17 protein-coding genes, 2 rRNA genes and 1 pseudogene are annotated in these 21,727 nt (G+C 71.9%); 15 read left to right on the top strand and 5 right to left on the bottom strand.

Annotated elements, in window-relative coordinates; translation table 11 throughout:
- The 4 genes and pseudogenes from AC0699_RS02330 to AC0699_RS02315 all read left to right on the top strand — a co-directional run.
- Window positions 1-74 (top strand): 23S ribosomal RNA (locus tag AC0699_RS02330); the annotation flags it as partial.
- Between the two features lie 110 nt (window positions 75-184).
- Window positions 185-301 (top strand): 5S ribosomal RNA (gene rrf, locus AC0699_RS02325).
- A 136-nt stretch (window positions 302-437) separates the two neighbouring features.
- Window positions 438-1,433, top strand: a pseudogene (locus AC0699_RS02320) (hypothetical protein); the annotation flags it as partial.
- 144 nt (window positions 1,434-1,577) lie between these two features.
- Entirely contained in the window at window positions 1,578-2,342 is a 765-nt protein-coding gene (locus AC0699_RS02315; RefSeq protein WP_478654650.1) for a tetratricopeptide repeat protein, read from the top strand.
- Between the two features lie 103 nt (window positions 2,343-2,445).
- On the opposite strand, the gene AC0699_RS02310 is transcribed toward AC0699_RS02315, so the two are convergent.
- Window positions 2,446-3,726 carry a DUF1015 domain-containing protein gene (locus tag AC0699_RS02310; RefSeq protein WP_478654569.1) on the bottom strand — a complete coding sequence of 427 codons (1,281 nt, stop codon included), beginning with the start codon at window positions 3,724-3,726 and terminating at the stop codon, window positions 2,446-2,448.
- Window positions 3,727-3,815: 89 nt separating this feature from the next.
- Between AC0699_RS02310 and AC0699_RS02305 the strand changes: the two genes are divergently transcribed.
- The 4 genes from AC0699_RS02305 (at window position 3,816) to AC0699_RS02290 (ending at window position 7,942) form a co-directional block, all read left to right on the top strand.
- Window positions 3,816-4,844, top strand: a complete 1,029-nt coding sequence (locus AC0699_RS02305; protein ID WP_478654566.1) for an HAD hydrolase-like protein — start codon at window positions 3,816-3,818, stop codon at window positions 4,842-4,844.
- Window positions 4,845-4,905: 61 nt separating this feature from the next.
- Window positions 4,906-5,967, top strand: coding sequence for a FecCD family ABC transporter permease (locus tag AC0699_RS02300; protein WP_478654563.1), 1,062 nt, complete (start codon window positions 4,906-4,908; stop codon window positions 5,965-5,967).
- Complete coding sequence (locus AC0699_RS02295; RefSeq protein ID WP_478654559.1) at window positions 5,964-7,001, top strand: FecCD family ABC transporter permease; 1,038 nt, start codon at window positions 5,964-5,966, stop codon at window positions 6,999-7,001. Before AC0699_RS02300 ends, AC0699_RS02295 begins: the two co-directional genes overlap by 4 nt.
- Window positions 7,002-7,075: 74 nt before the next feature.
- Window positions 7,076-7,942 (top strand): ABC transporter ATP-binding protein, encoded by an 867-nt coding sequence (locus tag AC0699_RS02290; RefSeq protein WP_478654556.1) that lies wholly within the window; start codon window positions 7,076-7,078, stop codon window positions 7,940-7,942.
- On the opposite strand, the gene AC0699_RS02285 is transcribed toward AC0699_RS02290, so the two are convergent.
- Complete coding sequence (locus tag AC0699_RS02285; protein WP_478654554.1) at window positions 7,926-8,273, bottom strand: SCP2 sterol-binding domain-containing protein; 348 nt, start codon at window positions 8,271-8,273, stop codon at window positions 7,926-7,928. The genes AC0699_RS02290 and AC0699_RS02285 overlap by 17 nt on opposite strands.
- A gap of 42 nt (window positions 8,274-8,315) precedes the next feature.
- Between AC0699_RS02285 and AC0699_RS02280 the strand changes: the two genes are divergently transcribed.
- The 6 genes from AC0699_RS02280 to AC0699_RS02255 all read left to right on the top strand — a co-directional run bounded on the left by AC0699_RS02280 (window position 8,316) and on the right by AC0699_RS02255 (window position 14,363).
- Window positions 8,316-8,594 carry a hypothetical protein gene (locus tag AC0699_RS02280; protein ID WP_478654552.1) on the top strand — a complete coding sequence of 93 codons (279 nt, stop codon included), beginning with the start codon at window positions 8,316-8,318 and terminating at the stop codon, window positions 8,592-8,594.
- Between the two features lie 7 nt (window positions 8,595-8,601).
- Window positions 8,602-9,417, top strand: a complete 816-nt coding sequence (locus tag AC0699_RS02275) for a TlyA family RNA methyltransferase (protein ID WP_469771995.1) — start codon at window positions 8,602-8,604, stop codon at window positions 9,415-9,417.
- Window positions 9,414-10,337 carry an NAD kinase gene (locus AC0699_RS02270; protein ID WP_478654548.1) on the top strand — a complete coding sequence of 308 codons (924 nt, stop codon included), beginning with the start codon at window positions 9,414-9,416 and terminating at the stop codon, window positions 10,335-10,337. The genes AC0699_RS02275 and AC0699_RS02270 overlap by 4 nt, the downstream gene beginning before the upstream one ends.
- Window positions 10,338-10,572: 235 nt before the next feature.
- On the top strand, window positions 10,573-12,291 hold the full coding sequence (gene recN / locus AC0699_RS02265; RefSeq protein ID WP_478654648.1) for a DNA repair protein RecN: 1,719 nt from the start codon (window positions 10,573-10,575) through the stop codon (window positions 12,289-12,291).
- A 150-nt stretch (window positions 12,292-12,441) separates the two neighbouring features.
- Entirely contained in the window at window positions 12,442-13,179 is a 738-nt protein-coding gene (locus tag AC0699_RS02260) for a hypothetical protein (RefSeq protein ID WP_478654546.1), read from the top strand.
- Window positions 13,180-13,268: 89 nt separating this feature from the next.
- The gene (locus AC0699_RS02255; protein ID WP_478654543.1) at window positions 13,269-14,363 is read left to right on the top strand and encodes a glycosyltransferase family 4 protein; all 1,095 of its coding nucleotides are present in this window, start codon (window positions 13,269-13,271) and stop codon (window positions 14,361-14,363) included.
- 212 nt (window positions 14,364-14,575) lie between these two features.
- Here AC0699_RS02255 and AC0699_RS02250 read toward each other — a convergent pair whose 3' ends face one another.
- The 3 genes from AC0699_RS02250 to AC0699_RS02240 all read right to left on the bottom strand — a co-directional run bounded on the left by AC0699_RS02250 (window position 14,576) and on the right by AC0699_RS02240 (window position 19,521).
- Window positions 14,576-16,204 (bottom strand): PucR family transcriptional regulator, encoded by a 1,629-nt coding sequence (locus tag AC0699_RS02250; RefSeq protein WP_478654540.1) that lies wholly within the window; start codon window positions 16,202-16,204, stop codon window positions 14,576-14,578.
- Between the two features lie 40 nt (window positions 16,205-16,244).
- Window positions 16,245-17,627, bottom strand: coding sequence for an FAD-binding oxidoreductase (locus AC0699_RS02245; RefSeq protein WP_478654538.1), 1,383 nt, complete (start codon window positions 17,625-17,627; stop codon window positions 16,245-16,247).
- A gap of 91 nt (window positions 17,628-17,718) precedes the next feature.
- Window positions 17,719-19,521: a glycoside hydrolase family 15 protein gene (locus AC0699_RS02240; protein WP_478654645.1), complete on the bottom strand. Its 1,803-nt coding sequence runs from the start codon at window positions 19,519-19,521 to the stop codon at window positions 17,719-17,721.
- 494 nt (window positions 19,522-20,015) lie between these two features.
- Here AC0699_RS02240 and AC0699_RS02235 point away from each other — a divergent pair, with 494 nt between their 5' ends.
- Window positions 20,016-21,683, top strand: coding sequence for a CTP synthase (locus AC0699_RS02235; RefSeq protein WP_478654643.1), 1,668 nt, complete (start codon window positions 20,016-20,018; stop codon window positions 21,681-21,683).
- Window positions 21,684-21,727: the final 44 nt, after the last annotated feature.

The raw sequence follows: 21,727 nt of genomic DNA, 5'->3' as shown, positions 1-21,727 counted from the left end.
GGTTGATAGGCCGGATGTGGAAGCCAGGTAACTGGTGAAGCTGACCGGTACTAATAGGCCGAGGGCTTGTCCTCAGTTGCTCGCGTCCACTGTGTGGTTCCCGGGTTGCGAACAGTCGCACCGGTCGAACCAGATCCACTGACTTAATTGAAAAGTGTGCTTGTTCGCTCGAACCCGATAGGGTTTCGGTGGTCATAGCGTTAGGGAAACGCCCGGTTACATTCCGAACCCGGAAGCTAAGCCTTTCAGCGCCGATAGTACTGCAGGGGGGACCCTGTGGGAGAGTAGGACGCCGCCGAACAATCTTTCAGGACCCGTGGTCCCAGCGTTCAGCTGGGACCACGGGTCCTTTTTGTTTTGCTTGATTTTCTCCGAAGCGCATCCGGTGGCCGGCTGCGCGAGAATGACTGCGTTAGCAGAAGACAGGAGCCATGACGATGTCCACCAACTCCTCCGACGACCGTCCGGAGCGCGAGCCGCGTCGCCGGGACGGTGGCGGCGACCGGGGCGGTTACCGGGGCGGGCCCCGCGGGGACGCCAGCCGTGGTGGATACGGGCGTCGTGACGACCGTCGTGACGACCGTAGGGACGACAGCCGCGGTGGTGCTTTCCGCGGCGGTGAGCGCCGTGACGACCGCGGTGGTTCCTTCCCGCGGGACGACCGCGGCTATGGGCGTCGTGACGACCGGCGGGACGACGGCCGTGGAAGCCGTTTCCCGCGGGACGATCGCGGCTACGGGCGCAGGGACGACCGTCGGGATGACCGTGGTCCGCGTCGGGACGATGACCGCGGCGGCTTCCGCCGTGATGACCGTCGTGACGACCGTGCCCCGCGTCGTGATGACCGGCGCGACGATCGCGGTGGGTTCCGGCGTGACGACCGTCGGGATGACCGTGGTCCGCGTCGGGATGATGACCGCGGCGGCTTCCGCCGTGATGACCGTCGTGACGACCGTGCCCCGCGTCGTGATGACCGTCGCGATGACCGTGCCCCGCGTCGTGATGACCGTCGCGATGACCGTGCCCCGCGTCGTGATGACCGTCGTGACGATCGCGGTGGGTTCCGTCGTGACGACCGTCGGGATGACCGTGCCCCGCGTCGTGATGATGACCGCGGCGGCTTCCGCCGTGATGACCGTCGTGACGACCGCGGCGGGTACCGTCGGGATGACCGTGGTCCGCGTCGTGATGATGACCGCGGCGGCTTCCGCCGTGATGACCGTGCCCCGCGTCGGGATGATGACCGCGGCGGCTTCCGTCGTGATGACCGTCGTGACGACCGTGCTCCGCGTCGTGATGACCGTCGTGATGACCGCGGTGGGTTCCGCCGTGACGACCGTGGTCCGCGTCGGGATGATGACCGCGGCGGCTTCCGCCGTGACGACCGTCGTGACGACCGTGCGCGTGGGCCTCGCCGGGACGACCGTGACCGCGACAGGGACCGTGGGGGCTACCGCGGGCGGGACGACCGTGGTGGGTACGGGCGTCGGGACGACCGGGACCGGGACCGTGACCGGGAGCCGATCAAGCGGCTGCCGATCCCCGAGGACGTTACCGGCGACGAGATCGACAAGGACGTGCGGCAGGAGCTTCAGAGCCTGCCCAAGACGCTTGCCGAGGACGTCGCGAGGAACCTCGTCATGGTCGCGCGGCTGATCGACGAGGACCCGGAGGGTGCGTACGGGTACTCGCGTGTGGCGCTGCGGCTCGCGTCGCGGGTCGCAGCGGTGCGGGAGGCCGCCGGCTTCGCCGCGTACGCGACGCAGAAGTTCTCGGAGGCGCTTGCGGAGTTCCGGGCGGCTCGCCGGATGACCGGGAGCGTCGAGCTGTGGCCCGTGATGGCCGACTGCGAGCGTGGCATGGGCCGCCCCGAGCGCGCGCTGGCGATGGCCGGTGAGCCCGAGGTGCAGAAGCTCGACAAGGCGGGTCAGGTCGAGATGAGGCTCGTCGCCGCCGGGGCCCGCCGGGACATGGGGCAGCTGGAGGCCGCCATCGTCACCCTGCAGAGCTCGGAGCTGGCGTCGAACTCCGTACATCCGTGGACCGCGCGACTGCGCTACGCGTACGCGGACGCGCTGCTGGCGGCCGGTCGCGAGGGCGAGGCCCGTGAGTGGTTCGCCAAGGCCGTCGAGGCGGACAAGGACGGGGCGACGGACGCCTCCGACCGGCTCGCCGAGATGGACGGCGTGGAGTTCGTCGACGCGATGACCGACGAGTCGGACGCCGATGGCCCGGACGCCGCTGAGCCGGCCGAGGACGAGTCGGAGGAAGCGACTGTCGAAGCGGCCGACGACGAGGGTCAGGATGCGGGTCAGGACGAGACGGGTACGGACAAGGCCTGATCCGCTGATCCGGCCGTACCTCCGCTGACACACGGACGGGCCGGCACCCACTCGGGTGCCGGTCCGTCCGCGTTTCGTCGCACGGTCCGTACGGGCCGGTTCGTCAGTCGAAGTTCAAGCTGCGCAGGACCAGGCCCGTCGCCGGCTTCGGGCCGAACGACGTCGACTTGCGCGGCATCGTGACGCCCTGCTGGGCGAGTTCCCGGACGACGTCCTCCCGTACGGGATGCATCAACACCGCCGTACCGCCACGGCGCTCGGCCTGGACGACCGCCGCCTCGGTGTCGTGGATGTAGGCGATGTCCTCAGGCAGGTCCGGGATGCGCCAGATGTGGTCCAGCAGCGTGGCGTGCAGGACGGTCGCGTCGAGCTTGCGCCAGGCGTCCGGGCGGCCTGCCGGGACCGTACGGGCCAGCAGGTCGGCGTCCGGGCGGTCGAGGAGATGGAAGCGGCCGTCCCCCGCGAGCAGGAAGGCGTTGCCTTCGGCGGCCGCGGAGGCCAGGACTTCGAGGGCGTGCGGGAGCGGGCCGTCGACGTCCCGTACCCGGAAGAGGCCCTCCACCGCGGCGAGCGCGTCCGCGACCGGGAGGCGGTTCAGCAGGCGGTGGATCGCGCGGACCTGGAGCGGATAGCGGGCCGTGTCGATCAGGAGCACCAGGCCGTAGTCCCACGCCCCGGGAACGGGCTGCTCGTCGCGGAGACGGAGGTACGTCGCCCAGCGGTGGTGCCCGTCGGCGATCAGAGCCTGCTGGTGGGTGAGGTCCGCGGAGATCCCCGCCAGGTCCGCCGGGTCGGTGACCGACCAGAGGCGGTGGCTGAAGCCGTCCTCCGTCGTCGTGGCCAGCAGCGGCGAGCCGTGGATGACGCGTTCGATGACGGCGGAAGCCCCGGTCGCGCTGCCGTCGCTGCGGTACGTGAACAGCAGCGGCTCCAGATTGGCGGCGGTGGTGCGCATCAGGGCCGCCCGGTCGGCCACCACGTGCGGCATCACGTCCTCGTGCGGGAGCACGATGCCCTCGTCCGGGGCCGACAGTGCCAGCGCGCCGATGATCCCACGCTGCAGAACGTCGCCCCTGCGCTGCTCGTAGACGTAGAGCGACGGCACCGGATCGGGTGCGAGGACGCCCTCGGCCAGCCAGCGGTCCAGGGTCTCGGCGGCCTGCTCGTGGCGGGCCTCGGCAGTGGCTGCCTGGGGGAGGATCAGCCGGACGATGTTGTAGGGATCCGCGGACTCCAGGTGGTGCAGTCCGTCCGGGCGTACGACGACGTCGTAGGGGGGTGAGGTCACGGCGGCGAGGCTGCCGACCCGCTCGGGGACATAGCGCAGTCCGCGGAACGGGATCATGTGCAGACCGTCGTCGGCCGCGTCACCTCTCGTGCTCATTCAGGCATCGTATGTGGCTGAGGCGATGAGCGATGATCGGGGGAGCAGCGAGCGATCAATAAAAGCCACTCATGAAGGAGCGGAACAGTATGGGCGAGCAGGCCAGGACGAGGCCGAGCGGCAGCGCACGGGCGTTGTGCGCCGTGTACGACACGGCACTGCTCGACCTCGACGGGGTGGTGTACGCGGGCGGGGAGGCGATCGCGTACGCCGTGGACTCGCTCGGGACGGCGCGCGACGGCGGGATGCATCTGGCGTACGTCACGAACAACGCGCTGCGCACTCCGGACGCGGTGGCGCACCATCTCACCGAGCTGGGAGTGCCGGCGGCGCCCGCGGACGTCATCACCTCGGCGCAGGCGGTGGCGCGGCTCATCGCCGAGCAGGTCCCGGCGGGCGCGCGGGTGCTGGTGATCGGCGGCGAGGGGCTGCGGGTCGCGCTGCGCGAACGCGGGCTGGAGCCGGTGGATTCCGCGGACGACGATCCCGCCGCCGTGGTACAGGGATACGGCGGTCCCGAGCAGCCGTGGGGGCGGCTCGCGGAGGCGTGTTACGCGATCGCCCGCGGGGTGCCGTGGTTCGCGTCCAACACGGATCTGACGATTCCGAGCGCGCGGGGGATCGCGCCGGGGAACGGCGCGGCGGTCGAGGTCGTACGGATCGCGACGGGTGCCGAGCCGCAGATCGCGGGGAAGCCGCTGCCGCCGATGCACCGGGAAACGATTCTGCGGACGGGTGCGGAGCGGCCGCTGGTGGTCGGGGACCGGCTGGACACGGACATCGAGGGCGCGTTCAACGGGGGTGTGGACTCGCTGCTCGTTCTGACCGGGGTGACGAACGCGGCGCAGCTGCTGGCGGCGGAACCGAAGCACCGGCCGACATATGTGGACGCGGATCTGCGGGGGCTGCTGACCGGGCAGCCCGGAGTGGTCGAAGCCGGGCCCGGATTCGGCTGTGGCGGCTGGACCGCGTCCGTCCGCGTCGACACGCTCGTACTGGACGGGGAAGGCGAACCGCTGGACGGGCTGCGGGCGTTGTGCGCTGCGGCGTGGACGCACGCGGGGGATGCTGGGAGCACGCTCGATGCGGAGAAGGCGCTGGCCAGGCTGGGCTGGTGACCCGGGGCCCGGCGGGGTTCCCTGATCCGAGCACAATGGGAGGGTAGGCTAACCTAACCGCGTGTTGGTCGACAGTCTCCCCGAACAGAGCGCGGAACCGACTTCGGCAGCCGCAGCGCCGGAGCCGCGCAAGCGTCATGCGCTGCGCGCCGCCGGGCTGCTGCTGTCCGTCGGTGTCCTGCTGCTGGTCTGCGTCGCGAGCATCGCGATCGGTGCCAAGTCGGTCCCGGTCGGCGATGTGTGGCACGGGCTCTTCCAGAACTCCGGCACCGGCAACGACGTGATCGTTCACGATGTGCGGGTGCCGAGGACCGTGCTCGGGCTGCTGGCCGGTGTGGCGCTCGGTCTGGCGGGCGCGGTGATGCAGGCGCTCACCCGCAACCCGCTCGCCGAGCCGGGCATTCTCGGGGTGAACGCGGGCGCGGCTGCCGCTGTTGTCTCGGCCATCAGCTTCCTCGGCGTCACCTCGCTGACCGACTACATCTGGTTCGCCTTCCTCGGCGCCGGGATCGTGTCGGTGGTCGTGTACGTCCTCGGCGGCAGCCGGGGCGCCACGCCGGTGCGGCTCGCACTCGCCGGCACCGCGGCCACCTATGCGCTCTACGGGTACGTCAACGCCGTACAGCTGCTGGACTCCGCGGCGCTGGACCGGCTGCGCTTCTGGACGGTCGGATCGCTCGCATCGGCCGACCCCGGGACCATCGGCAAGGTGGCCCCGTTCATCGGCGCCGGCGTACTGCTCGCGCTGCTGATCGCCCGGCCGCTGAACGCCATGGAGATGGGCGACGACACCGCCCGCGCGCTCGGCGCCCATCTCACGCGCACCCGCGTGCTGGCCATGGTCGCGATCACGCTGCTCTGCGGAGCCGCGACCGCGGCCTGCGGGCCGATCGTCTTCATCGGGCTGATGGTGCCGCATCTCGTACGGGCCATCACCGGGCCCGACATGCGATGGATCATTCCCTACGCGGCCGTGCTCTCGCCGGTGCTGCTGCTCGGTGCCGATGTCATCGGCCGGGTCGTCGCCCGGCCCTCCGAGCTGCAGGTCGGCATCGTCACCGCGGTCATCGGCGGCCCGGTCTTCATCTACCTCGTACGCCGCAAGAGGATGGCGCAGCTGTGAGAGCCGTGAAAGCGATACGTACTCCGGGCGGACTCTCCGTCCGTGTGGACCCGAGGGCGTCCGTCGTCGTCCTGCTGCTGCTCGCCGCCGCCCTGGCGGCGGCCGTTCTGCTCGTCGGCAGCGGCGACTTCCCGATGACGCCCGGCGAGGTCGTCGCCACGCTGCTCGGCAACGGCACGCCCGCGCAGGAGTTCATCGTCAACGACCTGCGGCTGCCGCGGGTGCTGGTGGGCCTGCTGGTCGGTGCGGCGCTCGCGGTGGGCGGTGCCGTCTTCCAGTCCATCTCCCGCAATCCGCTGGGCAGTCCGGATGTGCTCGGGTTCGGGCAGGGCTCGGTGGTGGGCGCGCTGATCGTGATCGTGCTGTTCCAGGGCGGGGCGTTCGCCGTCGCGGGCGGTGCGGTCGCCGGCGGACTGCTGACCGGTCTGGGCGTCTATCTGCTCGCCTGGAAGCGAGGGGTGCACGGCTACCGGCTGGTGCTTGTCGGCATCGGCGTCATGGCGATGCTCACCGGCGTCACCCACTACCTGCTCACCAAGGCCAACCTGGTCGACGCGACCCGTGCCGTGCTCTGGATGACCGGCTCGCTCGACGGCCGCGACTGGGCCCAGTTCTGGCCGCTGCTCGCCGTCTGCGCGGTGCTCGTCCCGCTGTGCCTCGGCTACGGACGACCGCTGCGGATGCTGGAGATGGGCGACGACGCGGCGTACGCGCTCGGCGTCCGGGTCGAGCGGACCCGGGCCGTCCTGATCGGCTCGGCCGTCCTGCTCACGGCCGCCGCGACCGCCGCCGCCGGGCCGGTCGCCTTCGTGGCGCTCAGCGCGCCGCAGCTGGCCCGCCGGCTGACCCGCTCGCCCGGGCCCAACCTCGCCGCGTCCGCCGTGATGGGCGCCGCCCTGCTGCTGAGCGCGGACTGGATCGCCACGTCGGCGTTCGGCGACCGGCAACTGCCGGTCGGTGTGGTCACGGGCGTGCTCGGCGGCTGCTATCTGCTCTGGCTGCTCGTCACCGAACGCAGGGCGGGACGGATATGACGAGCCCCGCCCGGCCCGGGCGTACGACCGCAGACCCGCACCCGACGACCGTGAAGAACCCCAGGAGTACGTCCATGCAGCGCCTCACCGCGGAATCGGTCACCCTCGCCTACGACCAGCGGGTCATCGCCGAGGACCTCTCGGTCGAGATACCCGACAACTCGTTCACGGTGATCGTCGGCCCGAACGCCTGCGGCAAGTCCACGCTGCTGCGCGCGCTCTCGCGGATGCTCAAGCCCAGCCAGGGCCGCGTGCTGCTCGACGGGCAGACGATCCACTCGATGCCCGCGAAGAAGGTCGCAAGGACGCTGGGGCTGCTTCCCCAGTCGTCGATCGCCCCCGACGGCATCACCGTCGGCGACCTCGTCGCCCGAGGCCGCTACCCGCACCAGGGCCTGCTGCGCCAGTGGTCCCGGGAGGACGAACGGATCGTCCAGGAGTCGATGGCCGCGACCGGGGTCGCCGAACTCGCCGACCGCTACGTCGACGAGCTCTCCGGCGGCCAGCGCCAGCGGGTCTGGATCGCGATGGCACTCGCCCAGCAGACCCCGCTGCTGCTGCTCGACGAGCCCACCACGTTCCTCGACATCCAGCACCAGCTGGAGATCCTCGACCTCTGCGGCGAGCTGCACGAGACGCAGGGCCGCACCCTCGTCGCCGTGCTCCACGACCTCAACCAGGCCGCCCGGTACGCGACCCACCTCATCGCGATGCGGGACGGGAAGATCGAGGCGGAGGGAGCGCCCGGCGATGTCGTCACCGCCGAGCTGGTCGAACAGGTCTTCGGCGTGCGCTCGCAGGTGATCGACGACCCGGAGACGGGTACGCCGCTGGTGGTGCCGCTGGCCCGGCGCCGTAGGGCGGCCCCCAGGACGCCCCAGGAGGCTTCCGGGGAGCCGTCCGGCGCCGCTGCCGATGCGGTGACTACAGCAGCGCCCTGAGGCGCAGCAGATCGCGGAAGCCGGCCTCGAGCCTGACCCGGCCCGAGGCCCAGGCCTTCGCGAAGTTCAGCTCCCCGTCGACCATCGCCACCAGGTCGTCACCGGTCATCGCGAGCCGGATCTCCGCCTTGTGCGCCGGTGGGCCGTCCAGTGTGTCCACCACCTCGATCCGGCCCGCCGAGAGGCGCCCGGTGAAGGTGATGTCCAGGTCCTTGATGTGGCAGCTCAGGGAACGGTCGAGCGCGGTCGCGCTGCGCACGTCACCGTCCGCCTTTGCCAGGTTGTCCGAAAGTCTGTCGAGTGCGCTGCGGCACTCCTCCGTGGTCGCCATCGTGATCGACGGTACCCCAGGGCTTCGCGGTAGCGTCTGGGCATGAGCGACTCGATGCCGGGCCCGGAACCGGAAACGCCGGAAACGTCCGGGGAGGCCGCCGCCGGGGCGCACGACCCCGCCGCGCCCGCCCCCCTCGGCGTCGCGCGCGTCCCCACCGGCCACGCAGGGGTGGACGCGCACCTGGAGCGACTGGCTGATGCCGATCACCTCCCGGCCGACGGCCACCTGGAGGTGTACGAGGATGTACACAGAGGGCTGCGTGACGCGCTGACCGCGCTGGACGCCCGCCCGGAAGACTCGTACGACCACAGGAGCTGAACCGAACGTGGCAGGAGTGGCACGCCGCCGTCTCGACGCCGAGCTGGTACGCCGCAAGCTCGCCCGCTCGCGCGAGCACGCGAGCCAGTTGATCGCGGCAGGGCGGGTGACCGTGGGCGGAAACACCGCCACGAAGTCCGCCACCCAGGTCGAGACCAGTGCCGCCATCGTCGTCGCCCAGGACGACAGCGATCCCGAGTACGTCTCGCGCGGCGGCCACAAGCTCGCCGGCGCGTTCGAGGCCTTCGTACCGCAGGGGCTGAAGGTCGAGGGGCGGCGGGCGCTGGACGCGGGCGCGTCCACCGGCGGGTTCACCGACGTCCTGCTCCGGGCCGGGGCCGCGCATGTCGTCGCCGTCGACGTGGGCTACGGCCAGCTCGCCTGGTCCCTGCAGAGCGATGAACGTGTGACGGTCAAGGACCGTACCAATGTGCGTGAGTTGACCCTGGAGACGATCGACGGGGAGGCGGTGGACCTGATCGTCGGTGATCTGTCCTTCATTCCGCTCGGCCTCGTGCTGCCCGCGCTGGTGCGCTGCACGGCGCCCGGCGCCGATCTCGTCCTCATGGTCAAACCACAGTTCGAGGTCGGCAAGGAGCGGCTCGGCAGCGGCGGAGTGGTGCGCAGCCCGGAGCTGCGCGCCGAGGCCGTACGGACCGTGGCGCGGCAGGCCGGCGAGCTGGGCCTGGGTGTGCTCGGAGTGACCGCCAGCCCGCTGCCCGGGCCCTCCGGCAATGTCGAGTACTTTCTGTGGCTCCGGGCCGGGGCACCGGACCTCGACCCGGCGGATGTCGATCGTGCAGTGGCGGAGGGGCCGCGTTGAGCGATACGAGCACGGATACGAAGACACGTACCCGCACGGTTTTCCTGCTGGCGCACACCGGCCGGCCCGCGGCCATCCGGAGCGCCGAACTCGTCGTCCAGGGCCTGCTGCGCGCCGGTCTCGGGGTGCGGGTGCTCGCCTTCGAGGCGGCGGATCTCCCGCTGCCGTCGACGGTGGAGACGGTCCCGGAGGCCACGCCCGAGGTGCTGGACGGCTGTGAGCTGCTGATCGTGCTGGGCGGCGACGGGACGCTGCTGCGCGGTGCGGAGTTCGCCCGCGCGTCCGGTGTGCCGATGCTCGGTGTCAATCTGGGGCGGGTCGGCTTCCTCGCGGAGGCCGAGCGCGACGACCTGGACAAGGTCGTCGACCGGGTCGTGACCCGTGCGTACGAGGTCGAGGAGCGGATGACCCTCGATGTCGCCGTACGCAGCAACGGCGACATAGTGCACCGGGACTGGGCGCTCAACGAAGCCGCCGTGCAGAAGGTCTCGCCCGAGCGGATGCTGGAGGTCGTCCTGGAGATCGACGGGCGGCCGGTGACCGGCTTCGGCTGCGACGGCATCGTCTGCGCCACCCCGACCGGCTCGACGGCCTACGCCTTCTCGGCGGGCGGTCCTGTGGTGTGGCCGGAGGTCGAGGCCCTGCTGATGGTGCCGATCAGTGCACACGCCCTGTTCGCCAAGCCGCTGGTCACCTCGCCGACGTCCGTCCTCGCGGTGGAGGTGCAGCCGAACACGCCGCACGGTGTGCTGTGGTGCGACGGCCGCCGCGCGGTCGAGCTGCCCCCGGCGGCCCGCGTGGAGGTCCGGCGGGGTGCGGTGCCGGTGCGGCTGGCGCGGCTGCACCACGCGTCGTTCACCGACCGTCTCGTGGCGAAGTTCGCGCTCCCCGTCTCGGGCTGGCGCGGCGCGCCGCACTGAGTCCTGCGGGCGGGTCGCGGAGCGGCCGGTACCCGGGGTGGCCGGTACCGCGGGGTGGCCCGGGGGCGTCCGTCACCAAGTGCCGGACGGGTTTGACACGTGCCCGGTAGCGCGGGGGAGGGCCACCCCGGGGGGTGACGGCAGGCGTCCCCGACCTGCGGCTCCGTGCGCGCGGGGCGGGGGCCGTCGCACAGCCGGGCCCGGACCTCGTAAGGTCTTCCCCGTGTTGGAGGAGATGCGGATACGGTCGCTCGGGGTCATCGACGATGCCGTCGTCGAGCTGTCGCCCGGATTCACCGCGGTGACGGGTGAGACCGGTGCGGGCAAGACCATGGTCGTCACCAGCCTCGGCCTGCTGCTCGGCGGGCGCGCCGACCCCGCCCTGGTGCGGCTCGGCGCCAAGTCGGCGGTCGTCGAGGGGCGGGTCACCGTGCCCGCCGGTGGTTCCGCGGCCGTACGGGCCGAGGAGGCCGGGGCCGAACTCGACGACGGTGCGCTGCTGATCAGCCGGACGATCTCCGCGGAGGGGCGCTCGCGCGCCCACCTCGGCGGGCGTTCCGTGCCCGTCGGCATGCTCACCGAACTTGCCGACGAACTCGTCGCCGTACACGGCCAGACCGACCAGCAAGGGCTGCTCAAGCCCGCACGGCAGCGGCAGGCCCTCGACCGGTACGCGGGTGACACGGTCACCGGGCCGCACGAGAAGTACGCGGCGGCCTACCGGCGGCTGAGGTCGGTGACCGCCGAGCTGGCCGAGCTGACCACACGCGCCCGCGAGCGCGCCCAGGAAGCGGATCTGCTGCGCTTCGGGCTGAACGAGGTCGCGGGCGTCGAGCCGCGCGCCGGTGAGGACGTCGAACTGGCCGCCGAGGCCGAGCGGCTCGGCCACGCCGAGGCCCTCGCGTCCGCGGCGTCCGTCGCACACGCCGCGCTCGCCGGAAACCCGGAGGACCCCGAGGGCGTCGACGCCACCACGCTGGTCGCGGGCGCCGGGCGGGCCCTGGACGCCGTACGGTCCCACGACCCCGCGCTCGCCGCGCTCGCCGACCGGATGGGCGAGATCTCCATCCTGCTCGCGGATGTCGCCGGAGAACTCGCCGGGTACGCGGACAACCTCGACGCCGATCCGCTGCGGCTCGCCGCGGTCGAGGAACGGCGGGCCGCGCTCACCGGGCTCACCCGTAAGTACGGCGAGGACATCAACGCCGTACTGGCCTGGGCCGAGGAGAGCGCCGGCCGCCTCACCGAGCTGGAGGGCGACGACGACCGCATCGGCGAGCTGACCGTCGAACGCGACGCGCTGCGCGCCGAACTCTCCGGGCTGGCACAGGCGCTGACCGATGCCCGTACGGAGGCGGCGGCGCGGTTCGCCGAGGCGGTGACCGCGGAGCTGGCGTCGCTCGCGATGCCGCACGCCCGCGTGTCCTTCGCCATCCGGCAGTCCGAGGACCCGGACGGCATCGAGGTCGGCGGCCGGCTCGTCGCGTACACGCCGTCCGGCGTGGACGAGGTCGAGCTGCTGCTCGCGCCGCACCCGGGCGCCCAGCCCCGGCCGATCGCCAAGGGCGCGTCCGGCGGTGAGCTGTCGCGCGTGATGCTCGCGGTGGAGGTCGTCTTCGCCGGGACCGATCCGGTGCCGACGTACCTCTTCGACGAGGTGGACGCGGGCGTCGGCGGCAAGGCGGCGGTGGAGATCGGGCGCCGGCTCGCGAAGCTGGCGAAGACGGCGCAGGTCGTCGTGGTCACCCACCTGCCGCAGGTCGCTGCTTTCGCGGACCGGCAGCTGCTCGTCGAGAAGACCAACGACGGGTCGGTGACCCGGTCCGGGGTGACCGTGCTGACGGGCGAGGACCGGGTGCGGGAGCTGTCGCGGATGCTGGCGGGGCAGGAGGACTCGGAGACGGCGCGGGCGCACGCGGAGGAGTTGCTGGCGGCTGCGCGCAGCGAGGTCTAGACGGCGGGCAGGGTCCCCCCGCAGGGGAGTGGCGGAGAGTGCCGGGCCACTGAACGGCATCGGCTTCCCGCCAAGCCCCGCGGAGGCAACCCGGAGGGCCCCCGACCCCACCCACCGGCGCCCTGCGCACCCCGGTCTAGGGTGACGATCATGGGAACGTTCAGCAGGGTCATCGCATTCGGCACCGCCGCAGGCGTGACGCGTGTCGCGTACCGCGCGCTCAGAGCACGGACGCGCGGGCATGCGCGCTGGGAGCGTACGAACTACGCCGGGCGCACCGTTGACCTGTGCGCCGGGCCCGCCGTGGCCGTGGGTGCGGCGGCCGGCGCGGTGGCCGCCGGCGTGCCCGCCGCCGCTGTCGCCGTGCTGGCGGCCGGGGCCTGCGGGGCGTACGACGACGTCGCCGGGGACGACCGGCGGGGGTTCAGGGCCCACCTCGGGGCCCTGCGGCAGGGCGAGGTCACCAGCGGAGCCGTGAAGCTCTTCGGGATCGGGGCCGCCGGGCTCCTCGCGGGGGCGGCGATGAAGGAGCGGCCCGTCGACAAGGTGCTCGCGGGGGTCGTGATCGCCGGTACCGCGCACTTCGTGAACCTCGTCGACGTACGGCCCGGCCGCGCCGCGCTCACCGTGCTCGGGCTCGGTGCGCCCGGGCTGCTGCGGGGCCCGCTCGCCGCCGCGCCCATGGCCGCCGCGGCCACCGTCGCCGCCGACGATCTGGGCGAGAGCACCATGCTCGGCGACACCGGGGCGCACGCGCTCGGCGCGGCCCTCGGGGCCGCGATCGCCGCGGGCAACGGCCGCGCGGGGCTGGCGTTCCACGCCGCCGGGCTGGTCGCGGCGGCGGCGTACGGCGACCGGATCGCTGAACTCGTACGCTCACCCATGTGAGTGATCCCGGCGGGGGAGTTGAGGCGCCGGACACGGGAACGTCGCTTCGGCGGTGCCGGAACGTTCGTACGGACTGGCATCCTTGGCGCGTGACACAGCTGCGTACGGTCCAGGTGCTGGGCGGCGGCAGCGCGGGCAGCAGCGCTCACGTCAGGTCACTGGCCGCGGGGCTGGTGGCGCGGGGCGTGCGGGTGACCGTGTGCGCCCCCGCTCCCGTGGAGCACGACTACGACTTCCTCGGCGCCGGGGCGCACTTCGTGCCCGTCCCGCGACGCAGCGACCCGGCGGCGGTCGGGGCACTGCGCGCGGCGTGCGCCGGAGCGGATGTCGTCCACGCGCACGGGCTCAACGCCGCCGTACGCACCGCGCTGGCTCTCAGCGGGCAGCGCGTGCCGCTCGTCATCACCTGGCACACCCGGACGCACGCCGACGGGGCGCGCGGCCAGCTGCTGCGGCTGCTGGAGCGAAGGGCGGTGCGGGCTGCGGCGGTGGTGCTCGGTACCTCGTCCGACCTGGTCGACCGGGCCCGCAGCAGGGGCGCGCGGGACGCCAGGCTCTCACCGGTGTCGGTGCCGGCGCCGCGCCGCCCCGCGGGCGCCTACGAGAACAAGGCGCGGGCCGAACTGGGCGCCGTCGACCGGCCGCTGCTGATGGCGGTGGGCCGGCTCGAACCCGGCCGTGGGTACGGAACCCTGCTGGACGCGTCCCGCGACTGGCTCGAACTCGACCCCGTACCGCTGGTCGTGATCGCGGGAGAGGGCCGTGAGCGGGTGTCGCTGCAGCGGCGCATCGAGGCGGAGGGGCTGCCGGTGCGGCTCATCGGCCGCCGGGACGACATCACCGAACTCCTCGCCGCGGCGGATCTGACCCTGCTTCCCAGCCGGTGGGAGGCCCGTTCGCTCCTCGCCCAGGAGGCGCTTCGGCTGGGGGTGCCGCTGATCGCGACCCGGGTCGGCGGCATCCCCGAACTCGTCGGCGACGCCGCGGAGCTCGTTCCCTACGGCGACCCCGTGGCCCTCTCCAGCGCCGTCACCGGCCTGCTGGCGGACCCGGACGGCCGCCGGCGGCTCGCGGCCGCGGGCCGCGCGCAGGCCGCGACCTGGCCGACGGAGGACGAAACCATCGCCCAGGTCCTGAGCGTCTACGACGAACTCACCCAGCCTCCCCGCCTCGGCCGGGCCTGACGGCGGCATGCCGGGCGGGGGCTGAAGTCCCTGGGGACCGTGCCCTGATCGAGGCGCCCGCGTCACAGCACGCCCAATCGAGGGCGCCCGCGTCAAGACACCTCAATCGAGGCGCACCCGCGTCAAGGCGCCTCAATCGAGGAGCGCCCGCGTCAAGACGCCCCGATCAAGGCGCGCCCGCGTCACAGCACACCCAGTCCAAGCGCACCCCGTCAAGGAGCGTGGCGGCGCGCCCTGAGGGCCAACGAGAGAGCCAGGACCGTCTGGGGGTCGTCCAGGTCCGTGCCCAGCAGCTCCGAGATACGGGCCAGGCGGTTGTACAGCGTCTGGCGGTTGAGGTGGAGTTCGCGTGCCGTCTCCGCCTTGCGGCCCGCATGGGCCAGATACGTCTCCAGGGTGGGCAGCAGGGGCGGGCGGGACGTGCGGTCGTGGTCCCGGAGGGGGCCGATCGCGCGGTCCACGAAGGCCGCCAGGTCGGGGTGGTCCCGCAGCCGCCACAGAAGGAGGTCGGTGTCGAGGCGGCGTGCGTCGTACCAGGGGCGGTCGGAGAGGCCCTGCGCCGCCGTCGCGGTCTCGGCCGCGTGCCGCAGGCCCGCCGACGCCGCCGCCCAGCCGCCCGCCACGCCGACGACGACCACCGGAGGGTGCGCCCCGGCGCGTTCGAGGCCCGCGCGCTGCAGCCCCGCGTGCAGTGCCGCGGCGACCCGGTCCGCCACCGCCGTACGTTCTGACTCCGAACGCAGCCCGAGCAGCAGCGGGACACGGCCCTCCACGGGGCGTACACCCAGCAGGACGGGTACGCCGACGGACGACAGCTCTTCGAGCACCGCGCGGGCCAGCAGCGACCAGTTGCCCGACGGGGACAGCTCCGGGGCCAGCCGCATCACCACGGGCAGCAGCGGACCGTCGCCCGGTTTGAAGCCCAGGACCTTCGCCTGGGCCGGCGCGTCCTCCGCCGAGATCCGCCCCTCGGCGAGATCCGTGAGGAAGTCTCCCCGGCCGCGCGCCGCCAGCTCCTCCTCCTGGCGCGCCTGCATGAGGACCACCGCGAGCACCCCCGCCGTCCGTTCCGCGGCCATCCGGTGCACCGGAAGCAAGGGGGACGAAACGGCGAGCAGGACGAGGCGGGCCCGTACCGCGCCGGCGCCGTGGCCCCCGCCCGGCACATCCACGAGCACCGTCCCCGCCGGCGGACCGGCCTCCCGGGCCGCGCGCCGGCCGCGCAGCCCGTCCCAGACCTGCAGCGGATCGGCGGCGGCAGGCCCGGACTCGCTGTCGGCCGCGTACAGCAGCTGTCCGTCCGGGGTCTCCAGGAAGACCGGATTGGCCGTGAAGTCCGCGAGGATCCGGAGCACTTGGGGGATTCCGCCGCCCTCGAGCAGCGCCTCCGTACACCGCCGGTGCACCTCCTCGGCCTGCTGCAGCAGTGCGTAGTGCCCATTGACGATCTCGGTGTGGACCTCCTCCGTCACCGAGACGAACGGCACCTCGCGGTGCAGCTGGATCAGGGGCAGCCCCGCGGACCTCGCCGCCTCGACGATGGTCGCGGGCAGCCGGGTGAAGCGGGGGCCCAGCTCCACCACCAGCGCCGCGATCCCGCGCTCGGCGAGCCGCCGTACGAAGGCGCGCTGTTCGGCGGGCCGGGTGCCCAGGCCGAGACCGGTGGTGAGCAGCAGCTCACCGCCCTTGAGCAGCGACGCGATGTTCGGCACCTCGCCCGCGTGCACCCAGCGGACCGTGCGGTTCAGCCGGTCGGCGCCCGCCACGACCTCCGGGAGCCCGCCGCGGAGCCCGGGCAGCTCGAGCGCCCGCTGCACGGTGATTCCGCCCTGTGTTTCCATGGCCGGGACGCTACCTGGGCAAAAGTTCGAAGGACAACTGTCAGCCCGGCTTGATGTTGTGGTTCCGGCTGAACACGTTGTCCGGGTCGTACCGGGCCTTGACGGCGGCGAGACGCCGGTAGTTGTCGGCGCCGTAGCCGGCCACCACCCGTGCCTCGCCCTCGTCACCGATGAAGTTGAGGTACACCTGGCCGATGGACCAGGGCGCGACATCCCTCCGCGCGTCATGGACCCACTGTCTGCCCCGCGTGTCGTCGGCGGGGCTGTCCCAGATCCCGAAGGGGTGGGAGACCCACTCGGCGCTCCGCCAGGGCACGGGATAGGCGGAGTCGCCGCGGGCCAGCGCACCGCCCATCGGGAAGAGGATGTGCTGCGAATTCGACGGCACGATCATGCTGTCGGCACGGGCGCAGAAAAGGTCCACGGCCTCCTGCGGCAAGGCCTGGAGATACTCCGCCGACCAGTAGTTCCGCAGGCCCGGCGGATCGTCGATCATGCACTGAAGTTCCGCGTACGGGAGCTCTGTGATGACTTCCGCCTCGTGTCCGAGGCGGAGCAGCGGCCCGGCCCCCTGGCGCAGTTCGGACTCCGGGCCCGCGTAGGTGATCAGCACCAGGCACACCGGCTTGTTCACCAGGTGCTCGGGCATGAAGTCCTCGGGCGGGCCGGTGAGATAGATGAATCCTCCGCCGACCTCGTCCGGCGCGGACTCCAGCACGTCCCGGTAGACGGGAAGCACCTTGGCCCCCTTGGCCGCCGGGAAGAAGAGGAAGGCGACGGACATCTCCGGCAGCGGGTGCAGCCTCAGCGTCATCGACGTGGCCACACCGAAGTTGCCGCCGCCGCCGTGGAGCGCCCAGAACAGCTCGGGGTTCTCGTCCTCGTCGACGTGCAGCTCGGTCCCGTCGGCCGTCACCAGATCGACGGCGACGAGGTTGTCGCAGGCCAGGCCGAACTTCCGCTCCAGCCACCCCGAGCCGCCGCCCAGCGTGAAGCCGCCCACCCCAGTGGTGGAGGCCCGGCCGCCGGTGACCGCCAGGGCGAACGGCTGGGTGGCCCGGTCCAGATGGCTCATGGTGGCTCCGCCGCCGACACGTGCCGTACGGGCGTCCGGGTCGACCGTGACCGCGTGCATCCTGCGCAGATCGACGACGAGACCGCCATCGGTGGTCGCGAGACCGGCGACGCTGTGGCCGCCGCCGCGGACGGCCAGCTCCAGCTCGTTCTCACGGCCGAAGCGCACCGCCGCGGCCACGTCCGCCGCCGTCTCGCACTGGGCGATCACCGCGGGCCGCCGGTCGATCATCGCGTTGAAGAGCTTGCGGGCCTCGTCGTATCCCGCATCGCCCGGGGTGATCACATCGCCGGTGAGGGTTTCGCGCAGTCCTTTCAGGGCCGCTTCTGCGACGGGCTGGGGCGCCATGACGGCCCCCTTCCGGGACGCGAACAGGACCGTTTCATCGTAGGTACGAGCGGTCCTGCCGCGCATATGCACGCAGGTTCAGCGGCCTGCCTCACCCGCCGTACGCGCCGGAGGCGGTGAGCCGGAGTGCCGTGTCGATCAGCGGAACATGGCTGAACGCCTGCGGGAAGTTGCCCACCTGGCGCTGCAGCCGCGGGTCCCACTCCTCGGCGAGCAGGCCCAGGTCGTTCCGCAGCGAAAGCAGCTTCTCGAAGAGCCGCCGGGCCTCGTCCACCCGCCCGATCATCGCCAGATCGTCCGCGAGCCAGAACGAGCACGCGAGGAAGGCCCCCTCGTCGCCCTCGAGACCGTCGACCCCGGCCTCGTCGCCGGCCGTCGGGTAGCGCAGGACGAAACCGTCCGGGGTGGACAGCTCCCGCTGGATCGCCTCGATCGTGCCGATGACGCGCTTGTCGTCCGGCGGCAGAAAGCCCATCTGCGGGATCAGCAGCAGCGAGGCGTCGAGCTCCTTCGAGCCGTACGACTGGGTGAAGGTGTTGCGCTCCTTGTCGTAGCCCTTCTCGCAGACATCGCGGTGGATGTCGTCGCGCAGCTCGCGCCAGCGCTCCAGCGGCCCGTCCGCGTCGCCCGACTCGATCAGCTTGATCGTGCGGTCGACGGCGACCCACGCCATGACCTTCGAGTGCACGAAGTGGCGGCGCGGCCCGCGGACCTCCCAGATGCCCTCGTCGGGCTGGTCCCAGTGGTCCTCCAGATAGCGGATCAGCTTGAGCTGGAGGACGGAGGCGTAGTCGTTGCGCGACAGACCGGTCATGTGCGCGAGGTGCAGGGCCTCGGTGACCTCGCCGTACACATCGAGCTGGAGCTGGTTGGCGGCGCCGTTGCCGACCCGGACCGGGGCGGAGTTCTCGTACCCGGGCAGCCAGTCCAGCTCCGCCTCGCCGAGCTCACGCTCGCCGGCGATGCCGTACATGATCTGCAGGTTCTCCGGGTCGCCCGCGACGGCGCGCAGCAGCCACTCGCGCCAGGCCCGGGCCTCTTCCCGGTAGCCGGTGCGCAGCAGCGAGGAGAGGGTGATCGCCGCGTCCCGCAGCCAGGTGTAGCGGTAGTCCCAGTTCCGTACGCCGCCGATCTCCTCCGGCAGCGAGGTCGTGGGCGCGGCGACGATCCCGCCGGTCGGGGCGTACGTGAGGGCCTTCAGCGTGATCAGCGAGCGGACCACCGACTCCCGGTAGGGGCCGTGGTACGTACAGTGCTCGACCCACTCGCGCCAGAAGTCGGCGGTGGCCTCCAGCGACCCCTCGGGGTCGGGCAGCGCCGGCGGCTGGTGGTGCGACGGCTGCCAGCTGATGGTGAAGGCGATCCGGTCGCCCGGGGAGACGGTGAAGTCGGAGTACGTGGTCAGGTCCTTGCCGTACGTCTCCGTCGGCGTGTCCAGCCACACCGAGTCGGGGCCTGCGACCGCGACCGTACGGCTGTCGACCTTGTGCACCCACGGCGTGATCCGCCCGTACGAGAAACGCATCCGCAGCGCGGAGCGCATCGGCACCCGCCCGCTGAGGCCCTCCACGATCCGGATCAGCTGCGGTGCCCCGTCACGGGGCGGCATGAAATCGGTCACTCTGACCGTGCCGCGCGGCGTGTCCCACTCCGATTCCAGGATCAGGGAGTCCCCCCGGTACCGGCGGCGGTCGGCCGTGGGCGGCTCTGCGCCCCCCGGATACGCGGGTCCGAGCCGCCAGAAACCGTGTTCTTCGGTGCCGAGCAGCCCGGCGAAGATCGCATGCGAGTCGAAGCGGGGCAGGCACAGCCAGTCGACTGTGCCGTCCCGGCAGACCAGGGCAGCGGTCTGCATGTCTCCGATGAGTGCGTAGTCCTCGATGCGCCCGGCCACGTGGATCTCCAGTCGAACGGCCACGTCCGCCCTGCGTGGCTCTTACTGCGGTCAAGGGTGTCAAACGGTCAATGGGTCGTTGACGAGCTCTTGCTCCGGTATGGGGGTCCCGCCCAGGCGAAGTTCTGGTGGAGGGCGGGGGTTGGTTGTGCCGGTCGCCTGCCTGGGTCGGCAGCGATATTCCGAATCAAGTGTCCGAGCAGGATACGACGCACCCCGGTGATCCGCGCGACGCTCCCGGCAATGCGGCGCCGCCGAACGGGTGAGCGGCGGGTGAGCTCGGAGAAGCCCGTGATGGCCATGATGCCCTGTGTGGCCGGAAGCAGTCTCCCTGCGGCGCTGATACCCTGGTAGCCCGTGGACCGGTGGTGCGCCCCCATTGCGATGGCGGCCCCCGAACCGCAGCGACGGCACCCCCGGAAATCTCCGGATCTCCTCAGCGGGACCGCCGGTACGCACGACGACCTCGCGACCACGGGAGCCCCCTCTTGGCCATGCCGCCCGCTGCTTTTCGAAACAGCACAGCCACGACGACCAAGCACATCTTCGTCACCGGGGGTGTCGCCTCCTCGCTCGGCAAGGGCCTGACCGCCTCGAGCCTGGGTGCGCTGCTCAAGGCGCGGGGCCTGCGGGTCACGATGCAGAAGCTCGACCCGTACCTGAACGTCGACCCGGGCACCATGAACCCGTTCCAGCACGGTGAGGTGTTCGTCACCAACGACGGCGCCGAGACCGACCTGGACATCGGCCACTACGAGCGCTTCCTCGACGTGGACCTGGACGGCTCCGCGAACGTCACCACCGGTCAGGTGTACTCCACGGTCATCGCCAAGGAGCGGCGCGGCGAGTACCTGGGCGACACCGTCCAGGTCATCCCGCACATCACCAACGAGATCAAGCACCGCATCCGGCGCATGGCCACCGACGACGTCGATGTCGTCATCACCGAGGTCGGCGGCACGGTCGGCGACATCGAGTCGTTGCCGTTCCTGGAGACCGTGCGCCAGGTCCGCCACGAGGTCGGCCGGGACAACGTCTTCGTCGTGCACATCTCGCTGCTGCCGTACATCGGCCCGTCCGGCGAGCTGAAGACCAAGCCGACCCAGCACTCGGTCGCCGCGCTGCGCAACATCGGTATCCAGCCGGACGCGATCGTGCTGCGTGCCGACCGTGACGTACCGACCGCGATCAAGCGCAAGATCTCGCTGATGTGCGACGTCGACGAGGCCGCGGTGGTCGCCGCGATCGACGCCAAGTCGATCTACGACATCCCGAAGGTGCTGCACACCGAGGGCCTGGACGCCTACGTCGTGCGCAAGCTGGACCTGCCGTTCCGCGACGTCGACTGGACGACGTGGGACGACCTGCTTGACCGTGTCCACAACCCCGACCACGAGGTCAATGTCGCGCTCGTCGGCAAGTACATCGACCTGCCCGACGCCTATCTGTCGGTGACCGAGGCGCTGCGCGCGGGCGGTTTCGCCAACCGTGCCCGCGTCAAGATCAAGTGGGTCACGTCGGACGACTGCAAGACCCCGGCCGACGCGAAGAAGCAGCTCGGCGACGTGGACGCGATCTGCATCCCCGGCGGCTTCGGGGACCGCGGTGTCAGCGGCAAGGTCGGCGCGATCCAGTTCGCCCGGGAGAACAAGATCCCGCTGCTGGGCCTCTGCCTGGGTCTGCAGTGCATCGTGATCGAGGCCGCGCGCAACCTGGCCGAGATCCCCGAGGCGAACTCGACGGAGTTCGACGCCGTCACCGCGCACCCCGTCATCTCGACGATGGAGGAGCAGCTGGCGTACGTGGAGGGCGCGGGCGACCTGGGCGGAACGATGCGGCTCGGCCTGTACCCGGCGAAGCTCGCCGAGGGCTCGATCGTCCGTGAGGTCTACGACGACCAGCCGTACGTCGAGGAGCGCCACCGCCACCGCTACGAGGTGAACAACGCCTACCGCGCGGAGCTGGAGAAGAAGGCGGGCATCGTCTTCTCGGGCACGTCCCCCGACAACAGGCTCGTCGAGTACGTCGAGTACCCGCGCGAGGTGCACCCGTACCTGGTCGCCACCCAGGCGCACCCGGAGCTCCGCTCCCGCCCGACCCGCCCGCACCCGCTGTTCGCGGGCCTGATCAAGGCGGCCGTCAAGCGGAAGACGGACGCGTAGGCGTCAGGCGATACGGTTGGCCGGGGTACGGGTCCTTCGGGCCC

This window comes from Streptomyces sp. NPDC043870 (assembly GCF_056435785.1).
Note: the sequence above shows the minus strand (reverse complement) of the source record. Positions and strands in the feature narration are given on the sequence as shown.